Here is a 26,619-nt window from a genome sequence, read left to right on the forward strand (position 1 = left end):
TTCACGCCTCCCTGTCAGGAGGACCGTCATCGTCACTTACCGTTCAACTGTCATGTGTCCCGCCTCGCTCGGAGGCTCAGAAACAATACACCCCACCCCTAAATCTGTCAACCCCTCCTGCCCTGCCTGTTTCAGGAGCGCCAGCGTTCGGGCAGCGGATAGACGTGCCAGAGGGCCTCGACACGCGATACGACGTTGGCGTTCATCTCGATCTTGGGCGGCCAGGGGCGCACGAAGCCTTCCTCCGGCAGCTTGGGCGTGCCATTCCAGACCAGCAGTTGACCTAATGCCCTGACGTCGCGTTCGGGGTCGACGTTGTTGAGGATGGTCCACCACACATCGTTCGTCTCATGGACATTGGTGCGGTCGTCGGCGATCAGCAGGTGACATACCCCTGCCGCTGCAGGATGGGCGGCGAACGCTTCAGCAAGCGCTTGTGCTTGGTGGGGATAGGTCTTATGGAGAGCAACGAACCAGTAACCGTCAGGCGTCTGGAGCTGGGCCTTGACGCCCTCAAAGGTCGGCAGGTCGCCCTCAGCATGCGGCGTGAACGCGCGCTCCCCCATTCCAGACTCCACCTGCGCCTCACGGCTGCTGAGCGCCGAGCCGAGTTCCTCAGGGCGCTTGCGGGTGGCGTCGATGATCAGCTTGCCACCATAACTCCAGGCGCGGCTGGAATGATCGAGCACGTCGATCGGGCCGCGCGAGATCAGGGTGTCGCGGCCTGGACGGGCTAGCTCAGCCACCCGCCGCCACACGGCGTCCATATCGGTCACGGCCAAATCGTCGTCGACGACCACGATGACCTTGGCGAACATCATCTGTCCCAGACCGAACAGCCCGTTGGCGACCTTATAGGCGTGGCCGGGAAAACTCTTCTTGATGCCGACGACCACCAGGTTGTGCGCCACACCTACTGGAGGCAGGTGGTAATCGGTGATCTCGGGCAAGACGAGCTGGGCAGCGGGCAAGAACAGGCGTTCGCTGGCCTCGATCAGGTAAGCGTCCTCCATCGGCGGTCGGCCCACGATGGTGGCCGGGTAAACAGCTTCTCGCCGCATCGTGACGGCGGTGACGTGAAAGCGTGGGTAAAGTTCCGGCAGGGTGTAAAAGCCGGTGTGGTCACCGAAGGGGCCTTCCACCGCCCAGTCTTCCTGCGGGTCGACGTAGCCTTCCAGCACGATTTCGGCGTTGGCCGGCACGTCGAGGTCGACCGTGACGCCCTTGATCACCGGGTAGCGCTGGCCGCGCAGGTACCCGGCCAGAGCAAACTCGTCGAGGCCGGGTATCGGGGGCAGGGGCGCGGTGGCGGCGTAGATCAGGGCCGGATCGCCGCCCAGCGCCACCGCGACGTCCAGACGCTGACCGCGCTCACGGGCTTTTTCGAGGTGGCGCGTGCCTGTCTTGTGGCGCTGCCAGTGCATCCCAGTGATGGTTTTGCCCATGATCTGCATCCGGTACATGCCCATGTTGCGCTCGCCAGTTTCAGGGTCCTTGGTGATGACCAGTGGCAGCGTCACGAAGGGACCGCCGTCGAGCGGCCAGCATTTGAGAACCGGCAGGCGCGTCAGGTCGACCTCGTCGCCACGCCAGATAACCTCCTGCACCGCGCCGCTTCGGACTCGGCGCGGCAGCAGGTGGGCTGCGTCGCGCAGCTTGGGAAGGTTAGAGAGCAGCCCGCCCACGCCCCCGCTGCCCTTGAGATCAATCAAAGCGCGGACCCGATGGGCCAACTCGTCGAGGTCGGAAACGCCCAGCGCCAGTGCCGTGCGCTCGCGGGTGCCCATCAAGCCGATCACGACGGGAAAAGCACTTCGAGAGCCGTCCATCAGCCGGACGTTCTCGAACAGCAGGGCCGGGCCGCCCGCCTTGACCATCCGGTCGGCGATCTCGGTGATCTCCAGGTCGCTGCTCACCGGAGTGCTGACGCGCAGCAGTTCGCCGCGGGCTTCGAGCATGGCCATGAAGGAGTGCAAATCTGGAAACGCCATGCGGGCAGTCTAGGCGACGGGGCGGCGGCGTCTGTCCGCCTGCTTACCGGAAAGGCCACCCAGCCGACGAGGCACACCGCTTACATTCCTTGAGCGTGGTTGTGTTAGATTTGGACCATGACGAATCCGACGAATCCGTACGTGGAATGGTTCGACGGGCTGCGGGCCGAGTACGGCGAACAGCTCAAGCAGATGCCGCTGCCGGAAGGTTTGCCGGAGCACCTGCGCGATCTGATGGCCAAAGGCGACGACGAGGCCATCTTGTTCATGCTCAAGCTGGCCTGGCAACTCGGAGCGCAGGTGGGCTTCAGCGCCGGCCAGCAACAGAGTGGGACAGCTCAGCCGGGCCGCAAGAGTAGCAGCGTCCAGGCCTGAGCGTTGTGTAATACAGCAACAGCGGCGCCGCCCAGGCTACGGGCGGCGCTTTTCTTTGCTCTGGTGGGACTTAGCCCAGCACCGATTGCAGAAAGCGGCGAACCACCGCCAGAAATTCTTCGGGCTGCTCCACGAAGGGCATGTGGCCGCTTTCCTCGAAGACGTGGAGCTGCGCGCCCTCAACCCCCGCCACCGTGACCTGAGACGCCTCGAGCGGGCACGTGCGGTCGTAGCGGCCCGCCAGCACCAGCATTGGGGCCGTGACCCGGCTGAGCTCTGACTCGGCCTCGATCATGCCGTAGCCCGCTGCCGAGAACTTGCGCAGCACGTCGGGAGCATAGCGGCCCTCACTGCGCCGGATGTAGTCGGGCAAGCGAGGGTCTTCCGGGTTGGCGAAGTGCCAGGGCATCTGTTCAGCCATCAAACGGGCGAAATCGGCCTCCGTTTTGACCGCTGCTTCACCCGCCCACGAGTCCTGCACCTGCTGGCGGAGGTGCAGTGGCTCGAAGGCGGCGAGTTTGGCCTCGATACCCTCCAGGAACCGACTCGACGGCACGCCGCACGACACGATGCTGGCCGCCGCCGCACCCGGCTCACTGATGGCCTGCTGCAGAGCCACGAACGCGCCGTAAGAATGCCCCAGCACCGCATACCGGTCTGCGCCCAGTGCCCGCGCCACCCCACCCACGTCAGCGGCCATCTGCTCCAGTGTCCAGGTGTCCTCGGGCGCGTCACGGTCGCTCTCGCCCTGGGCACGCATGTCCAGCAACACCAGCCGCACCGTATCGGTCAGCGGATCGAGGAAGTCTGCAAACTCGTGGTGGTCGAGGCCCGGGCCGCCGTGCAGCACGATCAGCGGCGGAAACTGCTCGGGGCCGCGCACGTCAGCAGAGAGTCGGGTCCTATTGACCGGCAGGTACTGGGGCGTCATGGCGAGAGTATGTCAGAAAGCAGCTCGGCCAGCAGCGGCGCGGCGACTGTTGACCGCTATCCTCCCAGGTACTTGTGCCACTCGCTGCGGTCCTGGGCGAACTGGCCCTGGGCGTAGAAGCCGAAGCTGGGCGCGCGCGGGCGCAGGCGCAGCGGCATGGCGGCTTCCTCGGGGGTGCGGTCCCCTTTGCGCTGGTTGCAACTGCGGCAGGCCACGACCACGTTCTCCCAACCGTGCCGCCCACCTTTTGAGCGCGGCTGCACGTGATCCAAGGTGAGGTCACCCCGCTCGCCACAGTACTGGCAGGTATAAGCGTCACGCCTGAGCACATTGCGGCGGTTGAAGGGAATCGGGTGAATGCGCGGGCGGCGGATGTAGCGCCGCAACCGGATGACGCTCGGCACCGGCAGCACCGTGCTGGGCGACCGGACCACGTCGGCGCTGTTTTCGAGCACCTCGGCCACGCCGTACTGAATAAGAGTGATGGCCCGCTTGGCACTGGTGACGTGCAGCGGTTCGTAAGATGCGTTCAGCACCAGCACGCGCGGCACGCTCAGATCCGTGGCCACCCGCAGAGGCGCAGTAAAAAGCTCTGGCCCGTTCATTGAGCCATTTTAGAGCCAAATCGCCGGAGAATTGTTGCGCCGAACGGCTTAGCAATTAGCTGAATCAGGCTTCAGCCCAGGAACCCCCGGACACCGTCAGCGACGTACTGCACCGCCAGCGCTGCCAGCAGCACCCCCAGCACCCGCGTGATGACGTGAATGCCCGACTCGCCCATGACGCGTGCCAGGTGGTTGGAGACCCGCAGCGCCAGATAACACAGCAGCAGCACCCCCGCCGTGACCACGAAGACGCCGCCGAGCAGCAGCGGGTTGCCGTGCGCGCCGCCCGCCAGGATCATGATGCTGGCCAGCGTGCCCGGCCCGGCGATCAGCGGAATCGCCAGCGGAAACACGCTGATGTCGGGACGCGCCTGAACCGGCTCCCCTTCTTCCGATTCGCGGGTGGCGTTGCCGCGCCCGAAGACCATGTCGAGCGCAATCAGAAACAGCAGGATGCCGCCCGCCACCCGGAAAGCGTCGAGGCTGATGCCGAGGTGGTCGAGCAGCGGTTTGCCCAGGAGACCGAACACCAAGATGATGCCGCCCGCCACCAGCGAGGCTTTCAGGGCAATGGCGCGGCGCTCGCTGGTCGGACGCCCTCCCGCCAAGCCGATATACAGCGGCGCTAGGCCGATGGGGTCCATGACCACCAGCATGGTCAGAAAGGTCTGTAGGGCGAGACTGGTCAGGCCGGGAACGTTCACCGCCCCAGCTTACGCTGCCGGGTGGCAGGCGTTCGGGACAGACCTCCGGCGCCCGGAGTACCGTCTGTTCGTTGTTCAGAACGAGGCGCAGCTCTTTGCGAGCTTCAGTTTGGAGCGCGCCCGGCTGGGGAAACGGCAAAAGTCCAGCACCTCGCTCAGGCCTGTCATCCAAAGTCAGCCGTCCACTTCTATGTCTATGCAGAATCAGGCCAGACTCAGCTCCGGTGTGTGGGACAGTGGTCAAGCACCCACCAGAAACTCAGCGTATCCTGACCGCCATGACCGAAACCAATCCCAGACTCAAACTCCTCCTAATCGTGCCGCATCCCGACGACGAGGTGTACGGCGCGTCCGGCACCCTGATGGATCTGATTGAGGAGGGCCACACAGTGGGCCTGGTGACCCTGACGCGCGGGGAGGCGGGGCGCACGCTGGGCCTGTGCGAGACGCCCGCCGAGCTGGCCGGATTGCGTGAAGTGGAGTTGCGGGCCTGCCTGGACGTGATCGGCGTGCAGGTGCATGAGCAGTGCAGCTTTCCTGACAAGTACCTCAAGGATCAGCCGCTGGATGAGCTGGTCGCGGTGGCCCGCAGCGCCATGCAGCGCCACCGCCCCGAAACCGTGCTGGCGTTTCCGCCCAACGGCAGCAACGGCCACCCCGACCACGTCACTGCCCACAGAGCCGTCAAGACTGCCTGGGATAGCTTGCTGGAGGATGAGCGGCCCGTACTGTGGTACTACGCTTCCAAAACGCCGCCGGAAAACGAGGTGCTGCGGGATCTCTGGCTTGCGCCCAACCTCAAGCGCGACGTGAGCCGCCACATCACCCGCAAGTTGCAGGCCATCGCCTGCCACCGCACCCAGGCCCTGAGCACCGTGGATTTCATTCGCAAGTTTCCCGAGCGTATCGTTGAGGAAACCTTTTATCAGGTGGACTAACCCTGGTGCAGGGCGTGTAAGAACCCCGTCTGCCCACTTCCTCTAAGCTGGCGGCGTGTCCAAATCCTCGCCCTCTTCCGTGCGCCCTGCCATCGAGGTCAAGGGACTGCAAAAGAAATACAAGGATCAGGTGGTGCTCGAAGAGGTCTCGCTGGGCGTTAAACCCGGCGAGGTCTACGCCCTGACCGGCCCCAACGGTGCGGGCAAGACCACCCTGATCCGCTGCATGACCGGCCTGGCCTTTCCGACCGGCGGCGAGGTCACCATCCTGGGCCGCGACGTGCACACCGACGGCCCGCGCGCCCGCGCCAACCTGGGCGCAGTCGTGGAAGCCCCGGCCAAGTTCTACCCGCAGTTCACGGGATCGCAAAACCTCAGCATGCACGCCCAGCTCGCGGCGATGGCCCCCGGTCCTGCGGGCTCCGGCGGCAAGGTCAAGCGGGTCAGCCGCGACCGGGTGCGCGAGGTGCTGGCCCTCTTGGAACTCACCCGCATGGCCGAGCGCCCGGTGGGACAGTACTCGCTGGGCCAGCGTCAGCGCCTGGGCGTCGCCGCCGCCATTCTGGCCGAGCCGAAGGTCCTGATTCTCGACGAACCCACCTCGGGCCTCGATCCGCTGGGCATCGGGCTGATTCACCGAATCGTGACCGGGCTGGCCACCAGCGGCTGCGCAGTGATTCTCAGCACCCACCACCTGCGCGAGATCGCCACCTACGCCCACACCGTCGGCATTCTGACGGGGGGCCGGATGGTGGACTCAGTCGATCTGCGCGCCCGCCAGGCGGCTTACCGCTTCCGGGTGGACGATCCGCTGGGCGCAGTGCAGACGCTCTCGGCGCTGCCGTTCGTGAAGAAGGCCAGTGCCCGCACCCCCTACGCCATCGCCCACATCGGCGGCGAGGCCCGCGTGCCTGACGCTCTGGCGCACCTCTCGGCGGCAGGCATCCGGGTGTTCGAGGCCAGCCCCGACCATTTCGATCTCTACGAGTACTACCGCGAACGGGTGGAACAATACTGATGCTCACCTTGATTTTGCTGGAATTCCGCAAGCTGTTCGGCGCACGCAGCGCCCGCCTGGCCGCCCTCATCTGCGTGCTGCTGCCGTGGATCTGGCCGCTCGCGCCGCGCCTCAAGGCCGTCTACAACCTGGTGATCGTCAGCGGCTGGCAGGTGCCGACTTTGTCGCTGATCACCATTACCCAGTTCCTGCTGCCGCTGCTGGTGGCGCTGACCTGCGCCGAGATGATCGGCACCGAGATCTCGCAGGGCACCCTGGCCCCGCTGATCCTGCGCCCGATCAACCGCAGCCGCATCATCGTCGCCAAGCTGATCACGGCGCTGATCTACCCGGCGCTGCTGCTGGCCATCCTGTTTCTGGCCAGTCTGGTGGCGGGTCTGAGGTTCGGCTTCGGCGATTTCAGCGGCGGCACCGGGCTGGGGCCGGGATTGTTCGTCGGCGTGGGGCAGCTCAGCAGCAGCGAGGCCTTCGGGCAGGTGCTGCGCTCATTTTTGCTCGACGCCCTGGCCTTGATGCCGATCGCCGCGCTCTCGCTACTCTACGCGGTGGCGTTTCTCAACACGGCGGCGGCGGCGCTGGCGACCCTGGCCACCATTCAGATCATGAACATGCTGGTGGTCTTTCCCGAAGCGCTGCAAAAAATCCTGATCACCACCTACCTCGATCTCTACAGCCGCCAGGGTGACCTGACCCAACCCATCATCCTGATGGTCATCTACACGGTGGGCTTCTCGCTGCTGGCGGTGTTCGCCTTCGAGAAGAGGGACCTGTGAACGTGGACGCCTTCGGAGTCGTTGTTCTGCTAGTGCTGGGCCTCTTGATCGGCTCGTTTACCAACGTGCTGATCTGGCGCTTGCCCAGGGGCGAGAATGTGGCCTTTCCGCCGAGCCACTGCCCCAACTGTGACCACCCGCTCAGCCCGCTCGACTTGGTGCCGGTGCTGTCGTGGGTGTCTCTCGGCGGCAAATGCCGCTACTGCAAGGCCCCCATCAGCCCGCGCTACCCCATCATCGAACTGATCAGCGGCCTGGCCTACGCGGCCATCGCCTTGCTGTTTCCGCTCAGCAGCTTCGGCGCGGGCGTCATCGGGCTGTGTCTGCTGGTTACCATCTTGCTGGCCGCCTCGGTCATCGACTTCGAGACCTACACCATCCCCGACGAGCTGACCCTGCCCGGCACTGCCATCGGGCTGATCTTCGGGGCGGTCAACGGCGCGGCCCTCTCGCCATTGCCCAACTTTGAAGCCGCCCTGCGCGGAGCCTTGATGGGCGCAGGCGTGCTGGTGGTCATCAGCTTGCTGGGCGGCTGGGTGCTGCGGCGGTTTCGCGAGCGGCTGTATCCCGAGTTGCCCATCGGCTACCAGCAGATCGCGCTGGGACTGTTCGGCGGCCTGCTGACGGGCGGGCTATGGGGCAATTGGTGGGCGGCGCTGGCGGGAGGGGCGGTGCTGGGCCTCATCTCGGCGCTCATCAACCTGGCGGCCCGGCGGGTCGTCCGCATTCCCGAACTGCTGACCCTGGGCGGCTCGCTGCTGGCACTGGCTTTTTTCAGCATGCGCGCCTCAAGCTCGCTGCTGGTTGGCCTGCAAGGAGGCCTGGCCGCCGCCGGTGCCGTGAGCTTGCTGGCGGGGCTGTACTGGTGGATCGGCGGCCGCCATGAAGTGGCCGAGGACGACGACAGCCCCGGCGACCCCACCGCCATGGGCTTCGGAGACGTCAAGCTGGCCGCCGTCATCGGGGCATTTTTAGGCTTCGAGCGCTTACTGGTGGCGCTGGCTGTCGCGGTGGTCCTCGGTGCCGTGCTGGGCCTGATCCAACGTTTCATGGGCGGCGAGAACAAGCTGAAATTCGGGCCGTATCTGGCGATGGGCGCGGTGGTGGCCTTGCTGTGGGGCGCAGCGATCATTGAGGCTTACCAGGGGTATCTGGGCTTGTCGTGATTCAGCGGACTGCCTGAAGCAACTTGCTGTACGCCCCCGCAAAAGCGTTCTGATCGATGGGTTTGCTGTCGTTGCCGGTGGCGCTCAGGCAAACGGTGCGGCCATCGTTGGTCGTGACCTGGGTGGTGAAGTTGAGCACGCCGCCCTCGCTGCCCCCCTTGAAGCTGACGGTCTTGAACAAGCTGGGATCGGCCACCCCGGAATTGACCTGCATCAGCGGCAGGACGGCGACCTCGTTCATCAGGGCGCACAGCGTCGTGACCGGCACGAACCATTCCAGTTGCGGCGACACCACCGCGTCCCCGGCAAACAGGCCCACGGATGGCAGGGGCGCGGTGGCTGCCTGCGCCAGTACTGCTCTCTTCTGGGTATCGTTCCCCTTCAGGTAGGCGTCCAGCAGCGCTTTGTTGGCCGGATTCTTGAGCGCGAAGAGGTCGCGGGTACTCGGTACTGCGCCCAGGCCCAGGCGCTGGCCCACGCCGTCTCTACCCACCAGCCGCAGCAAGACGTTGGTGGCGGTGTTGTCGCTCTGCGAGATCATCAAGGTGGCGAGCGTCTGCACCGTCAGCGGCGCGTTGTCGGGCCAGGTCTGCAAAAATCCGCTGGGCAGCGCCTTGTCGCCCGCCTGCAAGGTCGTCACCTCGGACCACTGGTGCTGCCCGGTTTTGACCTGGGCCAGGAGTTCGGCCAGGATGCCCAGTTTGAAGGCCGACCCCACCGCCAGCTTGCTGTCTGGGCTGAGACTGCCCACTGTTTTGCCGTTTTCAATCACGACCACGCTGCTCTGCCCCGCCAATTTGCCAAACGCCGCCACCGCCTCGGCCAGATTGGGCTTCTGGGTGGGCACGCCCGCGCCCAGCAGCAACCCGGTGAAGCGGCCCTGCGCGTCCAGACTGGCCAGGTTGACCGACAAGGTGCCCTGCGCGAAGCGGGCCGTGAAGGTGCCGTTTGGCCCTGGCTCCACGCTCTGAAAGGCACCCAGACCGCTGCTGGCCGTCGCCAGAATCGGAGCGAGCTGCGCAGCCGGGACCTGACTGAGGAAGTCGGCGGAGAACCAATCGGGACTGAGCATTTTGGCCGAGAAGAGACGGGTGAGGGCCGCCTGGGGTGTCAGGCTGGCCGAGTTGGGCGCGGATTGGGTGGACACAGTCGGCACGCTGGCCTGCTGACCCCGAAGAAACAGGCTGGTGAACTGCCCCGCCGCGTTGAGCTGGGTTTCCACCGTCACGGTGCCGCCCGCATAGCGCAGCCGGTACTGGTTGCTGCCGAGATCGTCCACACCCTGAAGCGCCCCGAACTGGCTGGTAAAGCCCTGAAAGCCGCCAGCCACCTGCGGGAGCGCGCTGGCGAACGCCGGAACGAACCAACTGGCATTCACCTTCATCGCCGTCGCCAGGCGAGTCAGCGCAGCTTGCGGGGTGAGCGCGGGCGTGCTCTGGGCAGTGGTTGACGTGGTAGGCGCGGTGGTCTGGGCCAATGCCGCCGGGTTAAGCGTGAGACCGAGCAGGGCCGACAGGAGAAGCGACTTGGACATGCCTACGACTATGCGTGAACGAACCGGGACGTTCCTGAAGATGAGCTGCGGGTAAAGGCAAGCCAAAAAAGCGGCCCCGCTGAAGGGAGCCGCCGATTGAATCGAGGTGATTTTACTTGACCAGGCCCAGCTCGCGCACCGCATCTCGCTCCTCGGTCAGTTCTTGGGCGGTGGCGTCCATCTTGATGCGGCTGAAATCGCTCACCGGCAACCCCTGGACGATGCTGTACTGACCACCCTTGACCGTCACCGGGAAGCCGTAGATCAAGCCCTCCGGGACACCGTAGCTGCCGTCGCTGGGAATGCCCATACTGACCCACTCGCCCTCACGGGTGCCCAGCGCCCAGTCGCGCATATGATCGATGGCCGCGCTCGCCGCACTCGCCGCGCTGCTGGCTCCCCGCGCCTCGATGATGGCGGCTCCGCGCTTGGCGACGGTGGGAATGTACTCGGTTTCGTACCAGTTCTGATCGACCTGCTCCAGCGCAGGCTGGCCGTTCACGGTGGCCTGCGACAGATCAGGGTACTGGGTAGAGCTGTGGTTGCCCCAGATGGTGATGTTCCTGACCGCACTGACCGGCGCGCCGGTTTTGGCGGCGAGCTGCGAGATGGCGCGGTTGTGGTCGAGGCGCACCATCGCCGTGAACTGTTTGGCATCGAGCTTGGGGGCGTTTTGCTGGGCGATCAGGGCGTTGGTGTTGGCCGGGTTGCCGACCACCAGCACCTTCACGTTGCGGCTGGCGACCTCGGAGAGCGCCTCGCCTTGCGGCTTGAAGATGCCGCCGTTGGCCGAGAGCAGATCGCCGCGCTCCATACCCGCCTTGCGCGGCATCGCGCCGACCAGGAGGGCATAGTCAGCGTCCTTGAAGGCCACCATCGGATCGTCGCTGGTAACGACGCCGTGCAGCAGCGGGAAGGCTCCGTCGTTAAGTTCCATGACCACACCGCTGAGCGCCTTGAGGGCCGGGGTGACTTCCAGCAATTGAAGAATGACGGGCTGATCGGGGCCGAGCATGTCACCCGCGGCGATGCGAAACAGCAGGCTGTAGCCGATTTGTCCTGCTGCGCCGGTGACGGCCACACGTACAGGTTCGTTCATATTGATTCCTCCCAGGTCTTGCGAGCGTTTTGAATGCGGATTCATGCTACCCCACCCGGCCCGCCGAACAATTGACGGTTCCTTGACGGGTGACGCCCGGCAGCGAGCAACTCTGGCAAGTCCAGCACAAATTCGAGCCAAACGAAACCGCTCCACCCTCACGCGGAGAGTGGAGCGGTCGCAGAGCAGTGATCTTACTCGCTCTTGGTATCGGAAGCGGCCTGCTCGGTCGTGGCCACTTCGGTTTCGGGCAGCTCGGCAGCGGCAGCCTGCTCAGCGGCCTGCTGTTCGGCAACCTGGGCCGCTTCGGCTTCCTGAGCGGCCTGGGCAGCCATTTCTGCGTCCCTGGCAGCCTGGGCGTCCTGCTCGGCCTTGGCCTGAACCGCCTGCTCGGCAGCGTCGGCCTTGGTGCGCTGGATGCGGGCGGCATCCTTCATCACGCGGCCACGGTCGTTCTTGATGCGGGCTGCCTTGCCGCGCAGTTCGCGCAGGTAGTACAGCTTGGCGCGCCGGACCTTGCCGCGCTCCAGCACCGTGATCTTGCTGATCAGCGGGGTGTTGTAGGGAAAGACGCGCTCCACGCCCTCACCGAAGCTGATCTTGCGCACGGTAAAGCTCTTGCGGCTGCCGCCGTGGTTGATGGCGATAACCACGCCCTCGAACGCCTGGGTCCGGGTGCGGGTACCTTCCACGACCTTGGTTTCCACACGGACAGTGTCGCCCGCCTGAAAGTCCGGCAAGCCGGTTTTGATGTGCGGCTGCTCGATGCTGCGCAAAATCGCGCCACGGTTGATCTTGGGAATCTTGCTCTGGGTCATAGTCTCTCCTCTGCGCTGGCGGACCGCACCACTTCCCGCCTGAGGCGAGCAGATGCGTTCACAGTCACGGTTCCCGCTCTTTTTCGCTCCCGGCCTTCGCCGGGGCAACTTCAGGAGTATAGCGGCAAAAGGGCCTCAGGTAAAGCGCTACTTCTTGCCAGGTTTTTGTAGGAAGTAATCGTCGTCGCCCAGGTAAAGCCATTCGGTATCGGGCTGGCCGCTCTTGGTGAGCTGCGGCAGCATGGCGAACTTCTTCTCGACGCGCCCGTCGTCATAGCTCAGGGTCAGGGTGTTGCCGCTGAGGGTGTACTTCCCGCCGTTCTGGCGCTCGCTGCTCGACGACACGCCGCCGGTCACGTCGCCAAGTGAGGTGCCGGTGGTGGTCGTGGTGATCGACACGCCGCCCGACGCCTCACGCCGGAAGCGCCCGTCCTTGCCGAATTTCAGCACCGTCTCGAAGATGCCGCCGCCGGTGCCGCCGGGCGCGCTGAACACGCTGGTCGATTTGTAATCGCCCGCCAGCTTGAGGTCCTTCAGGGGGCGCACCGGCTCCAGCTTCTCACCGTCCAGCCTGAGGACACCGCCTTTTTGCTGAAACGGCACGGGCTTGTCGCTGCCGATGGTGATCTGGCCGCTTCCGAGCCTGTACACCTCGCAGATCGGCAGGCCGTTGGGAAAGATGCGGGTGCAGTCGGCATCAGCCAGCGACGTGTCGGGGTCGCCCGTGAAAACGTAACCGTTCTTGGAGAACATGTAAAAGTCGCGCACCATCTGGATGCCGCCGCCGACCTGCACCTGCTGGCGCTGCAATGAGTACGCCCCCGTCAGCCCACCCGTGCCCTTGGGTGGAGCCGGGGCCTTGCCCGCGCCGTATTTGAGCGGCAGGGTCGGCTTGACCACCACCAGGCATTTCATGGCCCTGAAGCTGAATTCGCGCTCACCGAGATCGTCTTCCGAGTAGCTGGCGTGGGTGTCGTCGAGTGGGCCGCCTGTGAAGTCCACACTGGAAAAGTCGTTGCTCTGATCGCCGAGAATATCGGCGCTGTACTTGCCGCCGCTGCCCTTGTAGCGGTAGGCCCGCTCCGCCAGCACCTCCAGCGTGCCCTGGTCGGTGTTCTTGCCGTCGCTGCTGCGGCAGGCGTACTTGCCGATCTGCGGGTCCTTGCGCCTGAAGCCGAGCTGGGCCAGGGCGTCGCGGGGGCCACGCTGGTAACATTCCAGACTCAGGGTGCGGTCGTCTTTGAGCGGGTAGCGGTAGAGCTTGATGTTCTGGCCGTACTCACGGTCCCTGCCCCAGAAGAGGGTGGCGCTGTCCACACTGGCCAGCGGTCCGGTCTTGAACTGTACGTCGTAGAAGACACTGCCCTTCTTAGTGGTAAAAGTGCCCGCCGAGGCCGTCTTGCCGGTGACGACCCGGTACTGGGTCTGGTTCAGGATCTGCAGCTTGAACACCGGGGTTTGGTACTTGTCGCTGCTGAGGTCGGGATAGCAGGAAAACTCGTCGGGAATCGGTTGCTTTTCCGGGTCGAAGCCGCCCGCCACCAGCTTGGCCAGATTGGGCACCGGCAGGCTGACGGCGGGCTGGGTGCCAGGTGGGGTCGTCTGAGGTGGCGTTTTGGTCGGCGGGGGTTTGGTGGGGGGGGGAGCGGTGGCCGTCCCGCTTGCTTTAGGGGTCCCGAACGTCACCGAGCCTGCCAGAGCGGTCACAGCAGGCTCGTACTTCTGGAAGGTGGATAGGCTCGATGCCGTGTAGACCAGGATTTCCAGACGGCCCGGCGGGTTGGCGGCCACGTAGTAGAGATAAAGCGGCTGCCCCGAAGCGTTCTGAAACACTGCTGCCTGGGCGATCAGCGCCACGCCGTTCTGGTCCTTGTCGGGCACAGCCTTGGAGCGGCTGAGCAGTGTGTACCCGGTCGGCCCGGTTTTGCTGAGCTGATCGAAGGCGGCGGCAAAATCGCCCTTGAAGTCGCTGCCCTTGGAAAGCGTGATCAGGGCCACCTCACCGGCAGCCAGGTTCGGCGGCTTGAGGCTGAGGGTGCTTGCGGAGGGCTGCGCTGTCCAGCCCGGCGGCGGCGTGTAGGTGAGGTCGCCGAAAGTCTCGGCCCCGGCCCACCCGGCGCAGAGGGTCAACAGCCCCAGTGCCAAGGGGATGGACATTTTGCCGGTCGCCTTCTTAATGAACGGGCCCTCTGTTCGTCGGTTTGGTCGCACCTGTCGCCTCCTGAAGCGCTCGAACGCTGCCTCCAAGCCTAACCGAGCCTGAAAAACGGCGGCCCAGAAAACCCGCCTCGACCGCGACACGTTTCTTAATGGTCGCCAGCACACCTATGCACCGGCAGCCGGGCCTGAAGTGTGCCGGGCCGGGGAGTGGGGCGCAGTTGACAATGCCGGGGGGCGCGGCTATCCTTTAACCCGCTGCGAGAGCGGCGAAAGTGCCACGCTGGTCTGGTAGTGTAGCGGTTAGCATATCTGCCTGTCACGCAGAAGGTCGCGGGTTCAAATCCCGTCCGGACCGCCAGCGGCAAAGTAGCTCAGTCGGTAGAGCAAACGACTGAAAATCGTTGGGTCGGCGGTTCAAGTCCGCCCTTTGCCACCACACACCAAACCTCGCCACTCTGGCGGGGTTTTTTGTTGGAACGGCAGCAACAAAGAAAAGCCCCACTGGAAGGCTTTTCCGGTGCTCCACGAGCTTCAGTCGTGCGCGGTGGCCAGCGCTTCTACAGGCTCCTTTACAGCATGCCCGAACTGCTGGGCCTCGGTGCTCCCTGCCAGGGCGGTGGTGCTGCTGTGGCCGCCTGCCGCCGCATTCGACACCAGATCGAAGTAACCGGTGCCGACCTCGCGCTGGTGCTTGACTGCTGTGAAGCCCCGCTCCTGGGCGGCGAACTCCTTTTCCTGAAGTTCCACGAAGCTTTTCATCTGATTGCGGGCGTAGCCGTGGGCCAACTCGAACATGCTGTGGTTGAGGCTATGGAAGCCTGCCAGCGTGATGAACTGGAATTTATAACCCATCTTGCCGAGTTCGACCTGAAACCTGGCGATCGTCTCGTCGTCGAGGTTCTTCTTCCAGTTGAAGCTAGGGGAGCAGTTGTAGGCCAGCAGCTTACCGGGAAATTCGGCGTGAACGGCCTCGGCGAAGCGGCGGGCGTCGTCCAAGTTGGGCACACTGGTCTCGCACCAGATCACGTCGGCGTAGGGCGCGTAGGCCAGGGCGCGGCTGATGGCCTGCTCCATACCGGGCCTGACATAGAAGAAGCCCTCGGGGGTGCGCGCGCCGGTGCAAAAGGACCTGTCGTTCTCATCGATGTCGCTGGTCAGCAGATTGGCGGCGTCAGCGTCGGTGCGGGCAATCAGTAGGGTCGGCACGCCCGATACGTCGGCGGCCAGCCGGGCCGCGTTGAGAGTGCGGATAAACTGCGAGGTCGGCACCAGCACCTTGCCGCCCAGGTGGCCGCACTTCTTCTCGGAGGCGAGCTGATCTTCAAAATGTACGCCCGCCGCGCCCGCCTCGATCATGGCCTTCATCAGCTCGAAGGCGTTGAGCGGCCCGCCGAAGCCTGCCTCGGCGTCAGCGATGATCGGCGCGAAATAGTCGATGTCGTCCTTGCCCTCCGAGTGCTGAATCTGATCGGCGCGGCGCAGCGTGTTGTTGATGCGCTTGACCACATCCGGCACGCTGGAGGCCGGATAGAGGCTCTGGTCAGGGTACATCTGGCCCGCGTTGTTGGCGTCGCCCGCCACCTGCCAGCCGCTGAGGTAAATGGCTTTGAGACCCGCCTTCACCTGCTGCATGGCCTGGTTGCCGGTCAGCGCGCCGAGGGCATTGACGAACGGCTCGCTGCCGAGCAGTGTCCACAGCTTGAGTGCGCCGTGCTTGGCCAGTGTATGCTCGATCTGGAGGCTGCCGCGCAGCTTGACCACCTCGGCGGCGCTGTAGTTGCGCTTGATGCCGTGCCAGCGCTTCTCGGTCTGCCAGGTCTTTTCCAGAATCTCGGCGGGCGTGCGGGGGTTGGTGGTCATGGCGGCTCCTTTGGGGTGAAGAAAACCTGGGCGAACAGAGCCGTTCTCCGCCCGCGCCGGTCTTCTTTTGATGCCCCATGCTGGCAGAGCCGCGCCGCGCCGGAGGGTGTTGTATTCGTGCTCAGCGGCGGTGTTCGCCACAGACCATACACCGGGAAAGTGGTGTACCCCACCGCAGGAGTACACCACCCAGGACAGATTGAGTTATCTCAGAACTTCTTCTTTCCACACTGTTTCTATTGACCCTGGCAACGGCGCATGCGCTCCACCCCGGCGGGGACGTGAGCCATATGGAGCCATTACGCCAGTGAAATGAAATCGCCGCCCGGCTCGTTACCGGGGCGAGTGGGGCGAACAAAGAGCCGATTCAGTACCGAGCGCATCGCCACCAGGAGATTCATGCCCCATACACCAGCTCCCTACGGCGCATCTGATTGGAGCCGGGCCACATAGCCCTGCACGTACAGTTCCAGAATCTGCACGGCGGCGGCCTCATCGAGGTCGGTTGCGCCGAGTTCGCGGGCGCGGCGGGTGGTGAAGCGCTCGTCCTGGTACACCACCTGCGCTCCAGCGCGCACCAGGTCGGTGCCGAACGAGCGGATGCGGTCTGCTGCCGGACTCGGCAGGCCGTCGGTCCTGAGCGGCAGCCCCAGCACCAGCGCCGACGCGCCCTCCTGCCGCTGCTTGTGCAAGATGGCCTTGATGTCGTTCTTGAGGCGGGTGCGCTCAAAGCTGCCGCGCCCGAACACCAGTGCGCCGTGGTTGACTGCATAGCCCACCATGCTCTTGCTGACATCCAGCGCGAGGAAGGTGGGCAGGGTGGGGGGAGCCGTCACGACGAGGAGTTTAGAGCATGGCCGGGCGAGGAGTGCAGGCTCGTGCGTGCGGGATTCACATTAAAGTCTGGACTCTGGGTTACTCGTAGCCCAGTTCGCGCAGCGCCTCCACATCCTCGCGCCAGCCGTTGATCACGATGACTTCCAGGCCCAAGTACACCTTATGGTTCAGAAAGACTTCGAGCTGCTTGCGGGCGGCCTGGCCGATCTCACGCAGCTGCTTGCCGCCTGCGCCGATGACCATGCCCTTGTGGGCGTTCTTTTCCACGATGATCTCGCCCTCGATGCGCTGCAATCCGTCGTCGCGCTCGGTCCAGGTGTTGACACGGGTGGCCACTGCGTAGGGCAGCTCGTCGCGCAGCTTTTTCATGGCCTCCTCGCGGATGATCTCGGCGGCCCACTGTTCGCGGCTCTGGTCGCTGCTTGCGCCGCGCGGAAAGAAGAAGGGATTTTCCGGCAGCTCGGTGATCAGCTGGTCGCGCAGCGCCTGCACCTGGGCCGGGCTGTTCTGGGCACTGAGCATGACTTCACCGAGTTCCTCACGGCCTTCCAGCAGGGCGCGGTAGAGCTTCATAGCCTCGTCGGGGTACTTGGCCACATCGAGTTTGTTGCCCACCAGCGTCAGCGGCTTGGGCAACTCGCGAATCTGGCGGGCGACCATCTTGTCCTCGTCGGTGGGCGGGTGGCGCAGATCGACGACCCACACCACCGCGTCCACGTCGGCCAGCGCGGTGTTGACTTCCTGGTTCATGTACTTGCCCATGGCGTCCTTGGGCTTGTGGATGCCGGGCGTGTCCACGAACACCAGCTGCGCCTCGTCGGTGGTGTAGATGCCGCGCACGCCCTTGCGGGTGGTCTGCGGGCGCGGGCTGGTGGGGGCCACCTTGACCCCCAGAAAGGCGTTGAGCAGGGTACTTTTGCCCACATTGGGCTTGCCGATGATCGCCACGAACCCGGAATGGGTGGGCGCGTCGGTGCGAGAAGAAAAATCCGTCATAAGGGGCATTGTCTCACGGCGGGCTGGGCGAAATGCTGGCCCCGTGACCTCTCGGGCGCTGCCTCGCTTCGGTCCTTACTCGGCCATGCGCTGCCGGATGTGGTTGATATCCCAGCCGGTCAAGTTGGCGAGCGTCTGGGCCTGCAGCTCAGCGCGGCGTTTGAGGCTGGCCTGATACCCCTGGCTGGCGGCGCAGGTTTTGGTGCTTTTGGCCTCGTGGCGCAGGATGTAGCGGCCCTGGAAGGTCTGTTGGTTGTCGGTCAGTTTGAAGTGCAGATCCTCGGGAAAGGTGGCGCGGGTGTAACGCACATGCAGCCGGGTCAGGAAGACGGGCTTGGCCTGCTGACTGGGCCCCTGCCCCGCTGCGGGCAGCGGCACCGGCGGGCCGCCGAAGCCTTCCTGCTGATTCCAGAACACCCCCGCTTGCTTCAGCTCGGCGGCGGTGGGCGGCTCACCCGCACAGGGATCGCAGTTGTTGGTGTTCCAGGCGTATTCGAGAAGGGCCACGCTCTTGCCCTCACGCTCGTAGGCTTTGCGGAACACGTGGCGGTAAAACGAGGCGAACTGATCCTTGATGAGCATCGGCACCTCCTTGTCGGTGGGCACCGGAGCCGTGCGGTAGTTGCTGGTTTCCACCCGGCCATACGGCGAGAGCAGGTACACCGTCAGGTCCTGCTCGCCGGGCGAGTTGAGCGTGCCGAGGCGAATCGGCAGCATGAACTTCTCGGAGGTATACGACAAGACGATGGGGTTGAGAAAGCCGCCGCCACTCTTGTCGAAGCGCTCCATATTGACCCGCACCACGAAAAACTTCATACCGCCCTTGATGTAGCCGCCCAGCAACTCGTCGGCTCCGGCAGGCAGCTTGTAGCCCTCGGCGCGCAGGTAGGTGGCCAGGCCGGTTTGCTGCTTGGCACTGAGAATCACGATGTCGTACTCGCCCACCTGGTAGCTGGCCTCGATCTTGACGCCGAGGGCGTCGGCGCGGGCGGCGTTGGCAGATTGCGGAGCCGGAACCGCACTCGGCCTCGCCATATCCTCCATCATCACAGGCGCGCAGGGGTCCTCGTCGAAGTACTCCACCAGCCTGGGAGCGCTGTAGGCGTCGAGCTTCTTGATGATGCTGGGGTCGCCGATGCTCAGGTCTTCGCGCTTCGGCACCACCGGAATCGGCACGATGCGGGCAAAGTCTTTGGCGTCGCCCTGATAGTCGTTCATCATGGTAAACACGCTGCGGTTGCCGTCACGGGCGATGACCACCTGATTGCTGCGGTTAAACAGCTTGGTGTCGCCCTTGGCCACAAAAAAACCGCAGAAGCCCAACGCCGACGACGCCAGGGCGAAGCTGAGCAGGGTGGTGGTGCGCCGCCTGAGTCGTTTCATCGCAGACCTCTCAGAGTAGAGCCGGAAGAAGGGAGCGCAACCAATGGACCACGGACGAAAAACCAGCCGGGGAGGGAGGGTGGGCCGTTTCATCTGAGCATAATCTTGGGTGAGAAGCCAGCGCCGCGCGGCCCTGCCTGCACCGCCCTGGGATCCCGGCGGGGTCGCCCGGCCCGATGAGCTAAACTGCTTGCCGACATGGCAGGACACAGCAAATGGTCACAAATTAAGCGCAAGAAAGGGGCCAACGACAAAAAGCGTTCGGCCACCATCAGCAAGCATCTCCGGGCGATCACGGCAGCCGTCCGCTCCGGCGGCAGTGGCGACCCGTCAGGCAATCTCAGCTTGAAAAACGCCATGGCCGCCGCCAAGACCGACAACGTACCGGTGGACAACATCGACAGCGCCATCAAGCGGGCCATCAGCGTCGGCGAGGGCGCAGCCGATTACAAGGAGGCGGTCTACGAGGGCTACGGCCCCGGCGGCACCGCCATCTATATTGAGACGCTGACCGACAACCTCAACCGCACGGTGGCCGAAGTACGCAGTGTGTTTACCAAGAAGGGCGGCAGCATGGGCAACAGCGGCTCTGTGGCCTGGCAATTCGAGAACAAGGGCGTGGTGTACTTGCCTGAAAACTCCGAGGCCGCCCAGGAAGCCGCCATCGAACTGGGCGCGGAAGACATGCAGGAAAGCGAGGATGGGCTGGAGATCAGCACCGCGCCGGGTGACCTCTACGCCGTCTCGGAGGGCCTGACGGGGCGCGGCTTCACAGTGGAAAGCGCCCAGCTTGCCCGCATTCCCAGCAACACGGTGGCGGTCAGCGGCGACGACACCCGCAAGCTGATGACCCTGATCGAGGCGCTCGAGGACCTCGACGATGTGCAGAACGTGTACTCGAATGCCGAGTGGCCGGAAGACGAGGGAGCCTGAGCACTCAGGCGTCCGGGACACCGAAGTCAGTCTTGTTCAGGTTTAGCGCGGGATGCAGTCGAACAGGGGCAACCTCGCGGCTGGCCGACTGAACTGTCCAAGCTCAGTCAACAAGCGCTAAGCTGACCCGAATGCGCCTCTCCACCACCGATATCTATGCCTTCCAGGCGCTGGGCTACCTCGGCACCCAGGACACCCAGCGCTGGGTCGCCAGCGACGAGATCAGCGAACACACCCATATCGCCCGGCCCTACCTGGTCAGGATTCTGGCGGCGTTGAGCGCCAAGGGCGTGGTGAAGAGCAAGAAGGGGATCGGCGGCGGCTACGCCCTGGCGCGTAAGCCCCACCTGATTTCCTTGTGTGAGGTGGTGCGTGCGGTGGACGGCCCGGTTGCGCCGCTGTCGTGCATCAGCCTCAACTGGCGTGAGAGCTGCCCCGAGGAGGACCGCTGCCACGCCCGCAACACGGTCTACACCCGCATGCGCGACGCCATGCTGGCCGTCTTGCAGGAATTCAGCGTGCAGGACCTGGTCATCGACGCCTCTCAGGGCGTGAGCTACAGCTTGTGCCTGGAGCACCTGCTCAAGCCCAACGCCTGAAGGCTTGCTTCAGCGTTGCCGGAAACGGTGAAATCGGCTACCGAAGCGGGCGGTCGGCCTCTTCAGACTGCCGGACATGACCAAGCCGACTTCCCTGTTTGAGACTTCCGCCACCGCCCACGGAGGCCGCGCTGGACACGTCGACAGTCCGGACGGCCACCTCAAGGTGCGCCTGGCCGTGCCCACCGAGCTAGGCGGCAGTGGCGGCAACGGCAGCACCCCCGAGCAACTCTTCGCGGCGGCGCTGGCGGCCTCGTTCGAGAGCGCGATGGGTACGGCAGCGCGGGCCGAGCAGTACCCCGAATTCGGCACCATGCAGGTCACCGCGACGGTGGGGCTGATCGCCAACGGTGACGCCCACGACCTTCAGGCGGCGCTCGACATCACCCTGCCGGAGCTGAGCCGTGGGCAGGCCCAGCATCTCGTCGAGCGCGGACAGACCCTCTGCGCCTTTAGCCGGGCGCTGGGGGACCGAGTCGAGTACCGCCTGCACGACGCCTGAAGATCGTTCTCATAGGGTCGTCGTTCAAGCCGCTACACATGGAAGTGCACCATTTTGATCACTCCCATTCCGGCAATTGCTCTTTGATTGGGTCCACATTAATTGCAGTACTACTTGACCGAAATTTTGATCAGTCGTTCGCCAGCGCCGCTTCTTCCAGCGCGGCGTAGTGGCCCTGACGGCGGCGCAGCGCGGCGGGAGTGCCTTCCTCCACCACCCGGCCCCCTTCCAGCACCACGATTCTATCGGCGCTGCGGGCCAGCGACAGGCGGTGGGTGACGATCAAAGCGGTGCGCCCGCGCATCAGCCGCTCCAGGGCGTCCACAATCTGCGCTTCCGACTCGGTGTCGAGCGCCGAGGTCGGTTCGTCGAGCAGCAGCACGGCGGGCCGGGCGATCAGCACCCGTGCGATCGCCAGCCGCTGACGCTGCCCGCCTGAGAGCCGCACGCCGCGCTCGCCCACCAGCGTTTCCAGACCTTGCGGCAGCGCGGCCACGAACTCAGCGGCCCCGGCCACCTCCAGCGCAGCCTGCACCTCGGCGGGCGTGGCCTCGGGGCGGGCGTAGCGCACGTTTTCCAGCACCGTGTCGTGAAAGAGAAAGGTGTCTTGCTGCATCACGGCGGCGGCGCGGCGTAGCGAGGGCAGGGTCAGCTCCCGCACGTCCTGGCCGTCGAGTGTGACCCGCCCGCCCTGGGGGTCGTAGGTGCGGGTGGTCAGCCCGATCAGGGTGCTCTTGCCCGCGCCCGACGCGCCCAGCAGAGCCACCCGTTCGCCCGCCACCACACGCAGACTGAGGTGTTGCAGCACCGGCTGGGCCGGGTCGTAGCCGAAGGTGACGTTCTCGAAGGCCAGTTCGCCGCGTGCGGGCAACGCCAGATCACGGGCGTCGGGCTGCTCGGTCACAGCCTCAGGCGCGTCGAGCACCTGGAAGATGCGCCGCCCACTGGCCTCGGCACGCTGCAGGAGGTCATTGATATTGACCAGATCGTCGATCGGCCCGTAGAAGTAGCGCCCGTAGCCCCGGTAAGCCAGCAGCCCGCCCAGCGTGAACTGCCCGCGCGCGATCAGCAACACCCCACCGCCCAGCATCAGGATATTGCCGAAGTTGGCGACGAAGCGCACCACCGGGAAAGTGCGGTTGCGCATCTGCACGGCCTTGACGCCTTCCTGATACAGCGAGCGCCCGATGGCCTCGACCTGGCTGGCCTCGGCGGCCTCGCGGGCAAAGCCCTGCACCACCCGGATACCTGCGAGCCGGTCGGCCACCAGCGCCGAGAGGTCGCCCAGCCGGTTACGGGCCGCGCGGTATGCCGGGCGCACCTCGACGTTGTAGCGCCGCAGCAGCAGAGCCACCGCCAGCATCGGCAGGGTCACGACCACACCCAGCAGCGGCTGAAGGGCGATGAAGATGGCAACGACACCGATCAGGCGCAGCGCATTGCCCAGCACGGCGTCGGTGCCGCGCAGCAGCACATCCTGAATGCCGTCCACGTCGGCGGTCACGCGCGAGAGCAAATCACCGGAGCGCTGGGACTCGAAATAGGCCGCCGATTGCCCGGCCAGCTTGTTGTAGAGCCGCATCCGCAGATCGAAGGTGAGCTGCTGCCCGGCCCGCTCCAGCAGCAGCCCGCGCCAGGCCGCCAGCAATTGCTGTACGGCGAAGACCCCCACCAGAAGGGCCAGTTGCCAGCCGATAAAGACCCAGTCGCGCTTCATCAGGCCCTGGTCGACGACCCGGCCCCAGACCAGCGGCGGATACAGCTCGGCGGCCACGCTGCCCACCAAGCAGGTCATGCCGATGAAGACGGTGCGGCGGTAGGGCGTCAGCAGCCCGTAGAGGCGGCGAACCACCGAGGGCGCGGCCTCTAGAGGCGCAGTGCGGCGTGGCAGAGCCTGAGACATGCCGTCAGGCTAGCGCTGTAGGCGTCAGCTTTTGTCTGCTTTATTGCGCTTGGTCTCCGTTCGTTCCAAGCTGGCCCAACGTCGCGCCGGGGCCTGCCAGCGCTGCTTTTTATTTTGAACCGGGCGAACATAGACAAGTTGACCAAACAGGTCACTTTCATTGTTGATCAATCTGGTCAATAATACCCGGCATGCGCACCGACCTCTCGGCCCTCAAATTCAACCAGCTCAGCGTGGTGACGCTCACCGCCCTGGCGCTGCTGCTGCGCCAGCCCTGGCTCAGCGCTCTGCTGGGCGCGGCCATGCTGATCGGGGCCGTGTGGCCCGCCCGCAGCCCGATGAAGGCGGCCTACCGCACCCTCGCTCCCCGGCTGGGCCTGAAGCCCGATGTGGTAGACGAGTCGCCTGAGGCGCACCACTTCGCCCAGGGTGTCGGTGGCATGTTTCTGCTGGCCTCGGCCTGCTCGGTGTTCGGTGGACTGACCGGGCTGGGCGTCGCGCTCGGCTTTCTAGTCATCGCGCTGGCGCTGCTCAACCTGACGGCCCGAATCTGTGTGGGCTGTCTGATGTACTTCCAGTACAAGATGCTGCGCCACCGCCTGACCGCCCGCCCGTAACTGCATTTGTCTCCCACCACCGGAGTTGCCATGTCTGACATCGAAACGCTGAAAAAAGAACTGCCGCCCTTTGAAATCTTCGATCTGATTCCGCAGTACGCCGCCGCCGGGGTCATCGACCCCGAGAAGATGGACCTGCTCAAGTGGGCGGGCGTCTACCCGCAGCGCCCGCAGGAAGACAACTTCCTGATGATGCGCGTGAAGGTGCCCACCGCCGAGCTGAGCAGCACAGCATTGCGGGTGGTCGCGGGCATTTCCGAGGACTACGGACGCGGGCTTTTAGACGTGACCGACCGGCAGGCCTTTCAGTTTCACTGGCTCAGGATCGAAAACATCCCCGACATCCTGGCCCGGCTGGACACGGTGGGCCTGCACACGCGCGGCGCCTGCGGCGACACCGTGCGGGCCGTGATTGCCTCGCCGCTGGCCGGGCTGGACGCCCGCGAGCGCATCGACGTGCGCCCAATCGCCGCCGCGATGGAAGGCACGCTGAGCGGCAACCGCGAGTTCGAGGACCTGCCGCGCAAATTCAAAATCAGCCTCACGGCCACACCGGAACTCGAAGGCATTCACCTCATCAACGACATCGGCTTTCTGGCGCATGAGGTCGGCGGCGAGGTGGGGTTTGACGTGTGGGTGGGCGGCGGCCTCGGCGCGGTGGCGCACCTGGCTAAGCGCCTGGGCGTGTTCATCAAGCCTGAGCAGGTCGTGGAAGTTGGGCGGGCCATCGCGGGGGCCTACCGCGATCACGGCTACCGGATCAACCGCAAGAAGAGCCGTCTGAAGTACCTGATCAAGGACCTGGGGCCGGAGAAATTCCGCGCCCTGGTGGAGACCGAGTACCTGGGCTACACCATGCAGGACGGCCCCGCCGCCCCGGTCGCCCGTTTCGGTGGCAGCGACGTGCTGGGCATCAACCCCCAGCGTGACGGCCTGAATTACGTGGTGCTGTCCACCACCGTCGGGCGCATCAACCCCGAGAAGGCGCGGGCGCTGGCTGACCTCGCCGACAAGTACGGCAAGGGCGTGCTGCGGACCACCGCCTTCCAGAACATGATGATTCCGCACGTGAAGACCGAAGACCTCGACGCGCTGATCGACGATCTGCGGGCGCTGGACCTGGCGCCCAAGGCCACCCTGCGCGGCACCACCATCGCCTGCACCGGCACGCAGTTTTGCCGCCTGGCCTTGACCGAGACCAAGGCGCGGGTCGCCGGGATGATCGACGAACTGGAAGTCAAGCACAGCGATCTGGACGTGCCGTTCGTCATCAACCTGACCGGCTGCTCAAACGCCTGCACCCGCTATCAGGTGGCCGATCTGGGCTTCATGGGCGCGCAGCGGGCCAGCAAGAGCGGCGTCGAGGGCGAGTTCGATGAAGTCTATAACGTGCATCTGGCCGGAAGCATCGGGCAGGCCGAGCGGGTGGGCGCGAAGCTCAAGGGGGCTGTGCCCGCCGAGCGCCTCACCGAGTACACCGACAAGGTGATCAGCGACTTCAAGGCGCACAAATCGCCGGGCGAGAGCTTCGTGGAGTACGCCGACCGGGTGGGCCAGGAGAACTTCCTGCCCGACAGCGTGTTGGCCGGGAACCGCGAAGTGGTGCTGGCGTGAGCAGGCAGGCGGCAGGCCGGGTGCTGTGGCTGACCGGCCTCTCCGGCGCGGGCAAGAGCACCCTGGCGAGCGCCCTGCATCAGGAACTGCTCTCGGCGGGGATCAGCACTGAACTGCTCGACGGCGACGCGGTGCGCGAGAACCTGAGTAAGGGCCTGGGATTCAGCAAGGAAGACCGCGACACCAACGTGCGGCGCATCGGCTTCGTGGCGGGGCTGCTGGCCCGTCACGGCGTCACGGTGCTGGTGAGCGCCATCTCGCCGTACGAGGACACCCGCCGCGAGGTGCTGAGCAAGCTGCCCAACGCTGTTGAGATCTTCGTGGACGCGCCGCTCGAAACCGTCACCGAGCGCGACGTGAAGGGCCTGTACCTGAAAGCCATCGCGGGCGAGATCGCACATTTTACCGGCGTTTCCGACCCCTACGAAGCGCCGAGTACGCCCGATCTGCACCTGCGAACCGACCGGCTCAACGTGGCCGAGTGCCTCGAACTGCTGCGCCCGCTGGCCGGACTGCGTACGGAAGTGACAGCATGACCGCGCTGGAACACCGGCCCGCCGACTTCATGCACCTGCCCCAGTTTGGTGCCGACACCGACCCGCTGGATGTGATCGGCTGGGCGCTGCGAACCCACCCCGATTTGACGATGCCCAGCGCCTTTAATCTCAACGGCGTGGTCCTGCTCGATCTGGCCGTCAGGGCGGGCTACCGGGGCGAGGTGGTGTTCGTGGACACCGGCTACCACTTTCCCGAAACGCTGGCGACCCGCGAGCGATTGGCGGCCTGCTACCCCGAGCTGCAGTTCGTGACGCTCAACGCCGGCGCCTCGCCCGAGGACAATCAGACGCCGAGTGATCTCTACGCTGCCGACCCGGACGCCTGCTGCGCGGTGCGGAAAGTCGCGCCACTGCAACGCTACCTCAGGGAGAAAAATCCCTCGGCGCTGCTGAACGCCCGCAGCCGCGACCAGGCCAGCACCCGCGCCGAGATTCCCTTCGTGGAAGGCGGGGGTGTGGAGCGGGGCGCGGCGCGGCGCAAGATCAACCCGCTGGCCTTCTGGACGCGCGAGATGCTGGAAGCCTACGCCGCCGAGCACGATCTGCCAGTCAACCCGCTGTACTTCGACGGCTTTCTGAGCATCGGGTGCTGGCCGTGTACCCGCGCCGTGCGCCCCGGCGAGGACGCCCGCGGGGGCCGCTGGGCTGGGAAGGGCAAGACCGAGTGCGGGCTGTGGGCCGGAGACGGCAAGCTCTGAACCTTCCC

The 26,619-nt window shown here is 65.2% G+C and carries 25 protein-coding genes, 2 tRNA genes and 1 pseudogene; 14 read left to right on the top strand and 14 right to left on the bottom strand.

The annotated features are described in order from the left end of the window. Positions 1-131 precede the first annotated feature (131 nt). Positions 132-1,991: a menaquinone biosynthesis decarboxylase gene (locus GUI70_RS13480; protein ID WP_161882843.1), complete on the bottom strand. Its 1,860-nt coding sequence runs from the start codon at positions 1,989-1,991 to the stop codon at positions 132-134. A 117-nt stretch (positions 1,992-2,108) separates the two neighbouring features. Here GUI70_RS13480 and GUI70_RS13485 point away from each other — a divergent pair, with 117 nt between their 5' ends. Further along, positions 2,109-2,366, top strand: a complete 258-nt coding sequence (locus GUI70_RS13485; RefSeq protein WP_161882844.1) for a DdrH — start codon at positions 2,109-2,111, stop codon at positions 2,364-2,366. Between the two features lie 70 nt (positions 2,367-2,436). Here the strand turns inward: GUI70_RS13485 and GUI70_RS13490 are convergent, their stop codons facing one another. The 3 genes from GUI70_RS13490 to GUI70_RS13500 all read right to left on the bottom strand — a co-directional run bounded on the left by GUI70_RS13490 (position 2,437) and on the right by GUI70_RS13500 (position 4,606). Continuing rightward, positions 2,437-3,297, bottom strand: coding sequence for an alpha/beta fold hydrolase (locus GUI70_RS13490; protein WP_161882845.1), 861 nt, complete (start codon positions 3,295-3,297; stop codon positions 2,437-2,439). A gap of 56 nt (positions 3,298-3,353) precedes the next feature. Then, on the bottom strand, positions 3,354-3,902 hold the full coding sequence (locus GUI70_RS13495) for an HNH endonuclease (protein WP_161882846.1): 549 nt from the start codon (positions 3,900-3,902) through the stop codon (positions 3,354-3,356). Positions 3,903-3,973: 71 nt separating this feature from the next. Beyond that, positions 3,974-4,606, bottom strand: a complete 633-nt coding sequence (locus tag GUI70_RS13500; RefSeq protein ID WP_161882847.1) for a MarC family protein — start codon at positions 4,604-4,606, stop codon at positions 3,974-3,976. A 278-nt stretch (positions 4,607-4,884) separates the two neighbouring features. Between GUI70_RS13500 and GUI70_RS13505 the strand changes: the two genes are divergently transcribed. The 4 genes from GUI70_RS13505 to GUI70_RS13520 are packed head-to-tail and all read left to right on the top strand — an operon-like array spanning position 4,885 to position 8,501. Continuing rightward, positions 4,885-5,544 (top strand): PIG-L deacetylase family protein, encoded by a 660-nt coding sequence (locus GUI70_RS13505; protein ID WP_161882848.1) that lies wholly within the window; start codon positions 4,885-4,887, stop codon positions 5,542-5,544. A gap of 55 nt (positions 5,545-5,599) precedes the next feature. Beyond that, positions 5,600-6,562: an ABC transporter ATP-binding protein gene (locus tag GUI70_RS13510; protein ID WP_161882849.1), complete on the top strand. Its 963-nt coding sequence runs from the start codon at positions 5,600-5,602 to the stop codon at positions 6,560-6,562. Beyond that, positions 6,562-7,335: a DUF2705 family protein gene (locus tag GUI70_RS13515; protein WP_161882850.1), complete on the top strand. Its 774-nt coding sequence runs from the start codon at positions 6,562-6,564 to the stop codon at positions 7,333-7,335. Before GUI70_RS13510 ends, GUI70_RS13515 begins: the two co-directional genes overlap by 1 nt. Continuing rightward, positions 7,332-8,501, top strand: a complete 1,170-nt coding sequence (locus GUI70_RS13520) for a prepilin peptidase (protein ID WP_161882851.1) — start codon at positions 7,332-7,334, stop codon at positions 8,499-8,501. The genes GUI70_RS13515 and GUI70_RS13520 overlap by 4 nt, the downstream gene beginning before the upstream one ends. Position 8,502: 1 nt before the next feature. Here the strand turns inward: GUI70_RS13520 and GUI70_RS13525 are convergent, their stop codons facing one another. The 4 genes and pseudogenes from GUI70_RS13525 to GUI70_RS13540 all read right to left on the bottom strand — a co-directional run bounded on the left by GUI70_RS13525 (position 8,503) and on the right by GUI70_RS13540 (position 14,109). Then, a complete protein-coding gene (locus tag GUI70_RS13525; protein ID WP_161882852.1) occupies positions 8,503-10,035 on the bottom strand; it encodes a serine hydrolase in 1,533 nt (510 codons plus the stop codon). Positions 10,036-10,147: 112 nt separating this feature from the next. Further along, entirely contained in the window at positions 10,148-11,134 is a 987-nt protein-coding gene (locus GUI70_RS13530) for a malate dehydrogenase (RefSeq protein WP_202630481.1), read from the bottom strand. 365 nt (positions 11,135-11,499) lie between these two features. Further along, positions 11,500-11,952, bottom strand: a pseudogene (gene rplS / locus GUI70_RS13535) (50S ribosomal protein L19); the annotation flags it as partial. 147 nt (positions 11,953-12,099) lie between these two features. Next, positions 12,100-14,109 carry a hypothetical protein gene (locus GUI70_RS13540; RefSeq protein ID WP_161882854.1) on the bottom strand — a complete coding sequence of 670 codons (2,010 nt, stop codon included), beginning with the start codon at positions 14,107-14,109 and terminating at the stop codon, positions 12,100-12,102. Positions 14,110-14,394: 285 nt separating this feature from the next. Here GUI70_RS13540 and GUI70_RS13545 point away from each other — a divergent pair. Continuing rightward, a tRNA-Asp gene (locus GUI70_RS13545) sits at positions 14,395-14,470 on the top strand. Positions 14,471-14,472: 2 nt separating this feature from the next. Further along, positions 14,473-14,548 (top strand) — tRNA-Phe (locus GUI70_RS13550). Positions 14,549-14,643: 95 nt separating this feature from the next. Here GUI70_RS13550 and aceA read toward each other — a convergent pair. From aceA to GUI70_RS13570, 4 genes are all read right to left on the bottom strand, one after another. Further along, positions 14,644-15,972 (bottom strand): isocitrate lyase, encoded by a 1,329-nt coding sequence (aceA, locus tag GUI70_RS13555; protein WP_161882855.1) that lies wholly within the window; start codon positions 15,970-15,972, stop codon positions 14,644-14,646. 419 nt (positions 15,973-16,391) lie between these two features. Next, positions 16,392-16,808 carry a RuvX/YqgF family protein gene (locus GUI70_RS13560; protein ID WP_272952879.1) on the bottom strand — a complete coding sequence of 139 codons (417 nt, stop codon included), beginning with the start codon at positions 16,806-16,808 and terminating at the stop codon, positions 16,392-16,394. Between the two features lie 79 nt (positions 16,809-16,887). Then, positions 16,888-17,805 carry a GTPase Era gene (gene era, locus GUI70_RS13565; RefSeq protein ID WP_161882856.1) on the bottom strand — a complete coding sequence of 306 codons (918 nt, stop codon included), beginning with the start codon at positions 17,803-17,805 and terminating at the stop codon, positions 16,888-16,890. 75 nt (positions 17,806-17,880) lie between these two features. Then, a complete protein-coding gene (locus GUI70_RS13570) occupies positions 17,881-19,188 on the bottom strand; it encodes a DUF2330 domain-containing protein (RefSeq protein WP_161882857.1) in 1,308 nt (435 codons plus the stop codon). A gap of 198 nt (positions 19,189-19,386) precedes the next feature. On the opposite strand from GUI70_RS13570, the gene GUI70_RS13575 reads away from it, so the two are divergent. The 3 genes from GUI70_RS13575 to GUI70_RS13585 all read left to right on the top strand — a co-directional run bounded on the left by GUI70_RS13575 (position 19,387) and on the right by GUI70_RS13585 (position 21,222). After that, positions 19,387-20,121: a YebC/PmpR family DNA-binding transcriptional regulator gene (locus tag GUI70_RS13575; RefSeq protein ID WP_161882858.1), complete on the top strand. Its 735-nt coding sequence runs from the start codon at positions 19,387-19,389 to the stop codon at positions 20,119-20,121. Positions 20,122-20,252: 131 nt separating this feature from the next. Then, complete coding sequence (locus GUI70_RS13580; RefSeq protein ID WP_161882859.1) at positions 20,253-20,720, top strand: Rrf2 family transcriptional regulator; 468 nt, start codon at positions 20,253-20,255, stop codon at positions 20,718-20,720. A gap of 76 nt (positions 20,721-20,796) precedes the next feature. Further along, positions 20,797-21,222, top strand: a complete 426-nt coding sequence (locus tag GUI70_RS13585; RefSeq protein ID WP_161882860.1) for an Ohr family peroxiredoxin — start codon at positions 20,797-20,799, stop codon at positions 21,220-21,222. Between the two features lie 130 nt (positions 21,223-21,352). Here GUI70_RS13585 and GUI70_RS13590 read toward each other — a convergent pair whose 3' ends face one another. Further along, the gene (locus tag GUI70_RS13590) at positions 21,353-23,125 is read right to left on the bottom strand and encodes an ABC transporter ATP-binding protein (RefSeq protein WP_161882861.1); all 1,773 of its coding nucleotides are present in this window, start codon (positions 23,123-23,125) and stop codon (positions 21,353-21,355) included. Between the two features lie 24 nt (positions 23,126-23,149). Continuing rightward, positions 23,150-23,296, bottom strand: coding sequence for a hypothetical protein (locus GUI70_RS24360; protein ID WP_237724907.1), 147 nt, complete (start codon positions 23,294-23,296; stop codon positions 23,150-23,152). A gap of 20 nt (positions 23,297-23,316) precedes the next feature. Here GUI70_RS24360 and GUI70_RS13595 point away from each other — a divergent pair, with 20 nt between their 5' ends. From GUI70_RS13595 to GUI70_RS13610, 4 genes are read left to right on the top strand one after another with little or no spacing between them, the layout of a single operon-like run. After that, a complete protein-coding gene (locus GUI70_RS13595) occupies positions 23,317-23,742 on the top strand; it encodes a DUF4395 domain-containing protein (RefSeq protein ID WP_161882862.1) in 426 nt (141 codons plus the stop codon). Between the two features lie 30 nt (positions 23,743-23,772). Then, positions 23,773-25,356, top strand: coding sequence for a nitrite/sulfite reductase (locus GUI70_RS13600; protein WP_161882863.1), 1,584 nt, complete (start codon positions 23,773-23,775; stop codon positions 25,354-25,356). Further along, entirely contained in the window at positions 25,353-25,892 is a 540-nt protein-coding gene (gene cysC, locus GUI70_RS13605) for an adenylyl-sulfate kinase (RefSeq protein WP_161882864.1), read from the top strand. Before GUI70_RS13600 ends, cysC begins: the two co-directional genes overlap by 4 nt. Then, the gene (locus GUI70_RS13610) at positions 25,889-26,611 is read left to right on the top strand and encodes a phosphoadenylyl-sulfate reductase (protein ID WP_161882865.1); all 723 of its coding nucleotides are present in this window, start codon (positions 25,889-25,891) and stop codon (positions 26,609-26,611) included. The genes cysC and GUI70_RS13610 overlap by 4 nt, the downstream gene beginning before the upstream one ends. The last annotated feature ends 8 nt before the right edge of the window (positions 26,612-26,619 follow it).

The organism is Deinococcus alpinitundrae (assembly GCF_009982895.1).
Classification (GTDB): domain Bacteria; phylum Deinococcota; class Deinococci; order Deinococcales; family Deinococcaceae; genus Deinococcus; species Deinococcus alpinitundrae.

Coding starts and splice junctions, on each gene's coding strand:
- GUI70_RS13485 (WP_161882844.1), top strand. CDS start 2,109: ATGACGAATCCGACGAATCCGTACGTGGAATGGTTCGACGGGCTGCGG.
- GUI70_RS13580 (WP_161882859.1), top strand. CDS start 20,253: ATGCGCCTCTCCACCACCGATATCTATGCCTTCCAGGCGCTGGGCTAC.
- GUI70_RS13495 (WP_161882846.1), bottom strand. CDS start 3,902: ATGAACGGGCCAGAGCTTTTTACTGCGCCTCTGCGGGTGGCCACGGAT.
- GUI70_RS13570 (WP_161882857.1), bottom strand. CDS start 19,188: ATGAAACGACTCAGGCGGCGCACCACCACCCTGCTCAGCTTCGCCCTG.
- aceA (WP_161882855.1), bottom strand. CDS start 15,972: ATGACCACCAACCCCCGCACGCCCGCCGAGATTCTGGAAAAGACCTGG.
- GUI70_RS13515 (WP_161882850.1), top strand. CDS start 6,562: ATGCTCACCTTGATTTTGCTGGAATTCCGCAAGCTGTTCGGCGCACGC.
- GUI70_RS13590 (WP_161882861.1), bottom strand. CDS start 23,125: ATGTCTCAGGCTCTGCCACGCCGCACTGCGCCTCTAGAGGCCGCGCCC.
- GUI70_RS13600 (WP_161882863.1), top strand. CDS start 23,773: ATGTCTGACATCGAAACGCTGAAAAAAGAACTGCCGCCCTTTGAAATC.
- GUI70_RS13530 (WP_202630481.1), bottom strand. CDS start 11,134: ATGAACGAACCTGTACGTGTGGCCGTCACCGGCGCAGCAGGACAAATC.
- GUI70_RS13490 (WP_161882845.1), bottom strand. CDS start 3,297: ATGACGCCCCAGTACCTGCCGGTCAATAGGACCCGACTCTCTGCTGAC.
- GUI70_RS13575 (WP_161882858.1), top strand. CDS start 19,387: ATGGCAGGACACAGCAAATGGTCACAAATTAAGCGCAAGAAAGGGGCC.
- GUI70_RS13525 (WP_161882852.1), bottom strand. CDS start 10,035: ATGTCCAAGTCGCTTCTCCTGTCGGCCCTGCTCGGTCTCACGCTTAAC.
- era (WP_161882856.1), bottom strand. CDS start 17,805: ATGACGGATTTTTCTTCTCGCACCGACGCGCCCACCCATTCCGGGTTC.
- GUI70_RS13610 (WP_161882865.1), top strand. CDS start 25,889: ATGACCGCGCTGGAACACCGGCCCGCCGACTTCATGCACCTGCCCCAG.
- GUI70_RS13585 (WP_161882860.1), top strand. CDS start 20,797: ATGACCAAGCCGACTTCCCTGTTTGAGACTTCCGCCACCGCCCACGGA.
- GUI70_RS13505 (WP_161882848.1), top strand. CDS start 4,885: ATGACCGAAACCAATCCCAGACTCAAACTCCTCCTAATCGTGCCGCAT.
- GUI70_RS13595 (WP_161882862.1), top strand. CDS start 23,317: ATGCGCACCGACCTCTCGGCCCTCAAATTCAACCAGCTCAGCGTGGTG.
- GUI70_RS13540 (WP_161882854.1), bottom strand. CDS start 14,109: ATGTCCATCCCCTTGGCACTGGGGCTGTTGACCCTCTGCGCCGGGTGG.
- GUI70_RS13480 (WP_161882843.1), bottom strand. CDS start 1,991: ATGGCGTTTCCAGATTTGCACTCCTTCATGGCCATGCTCGAAGCCCGC.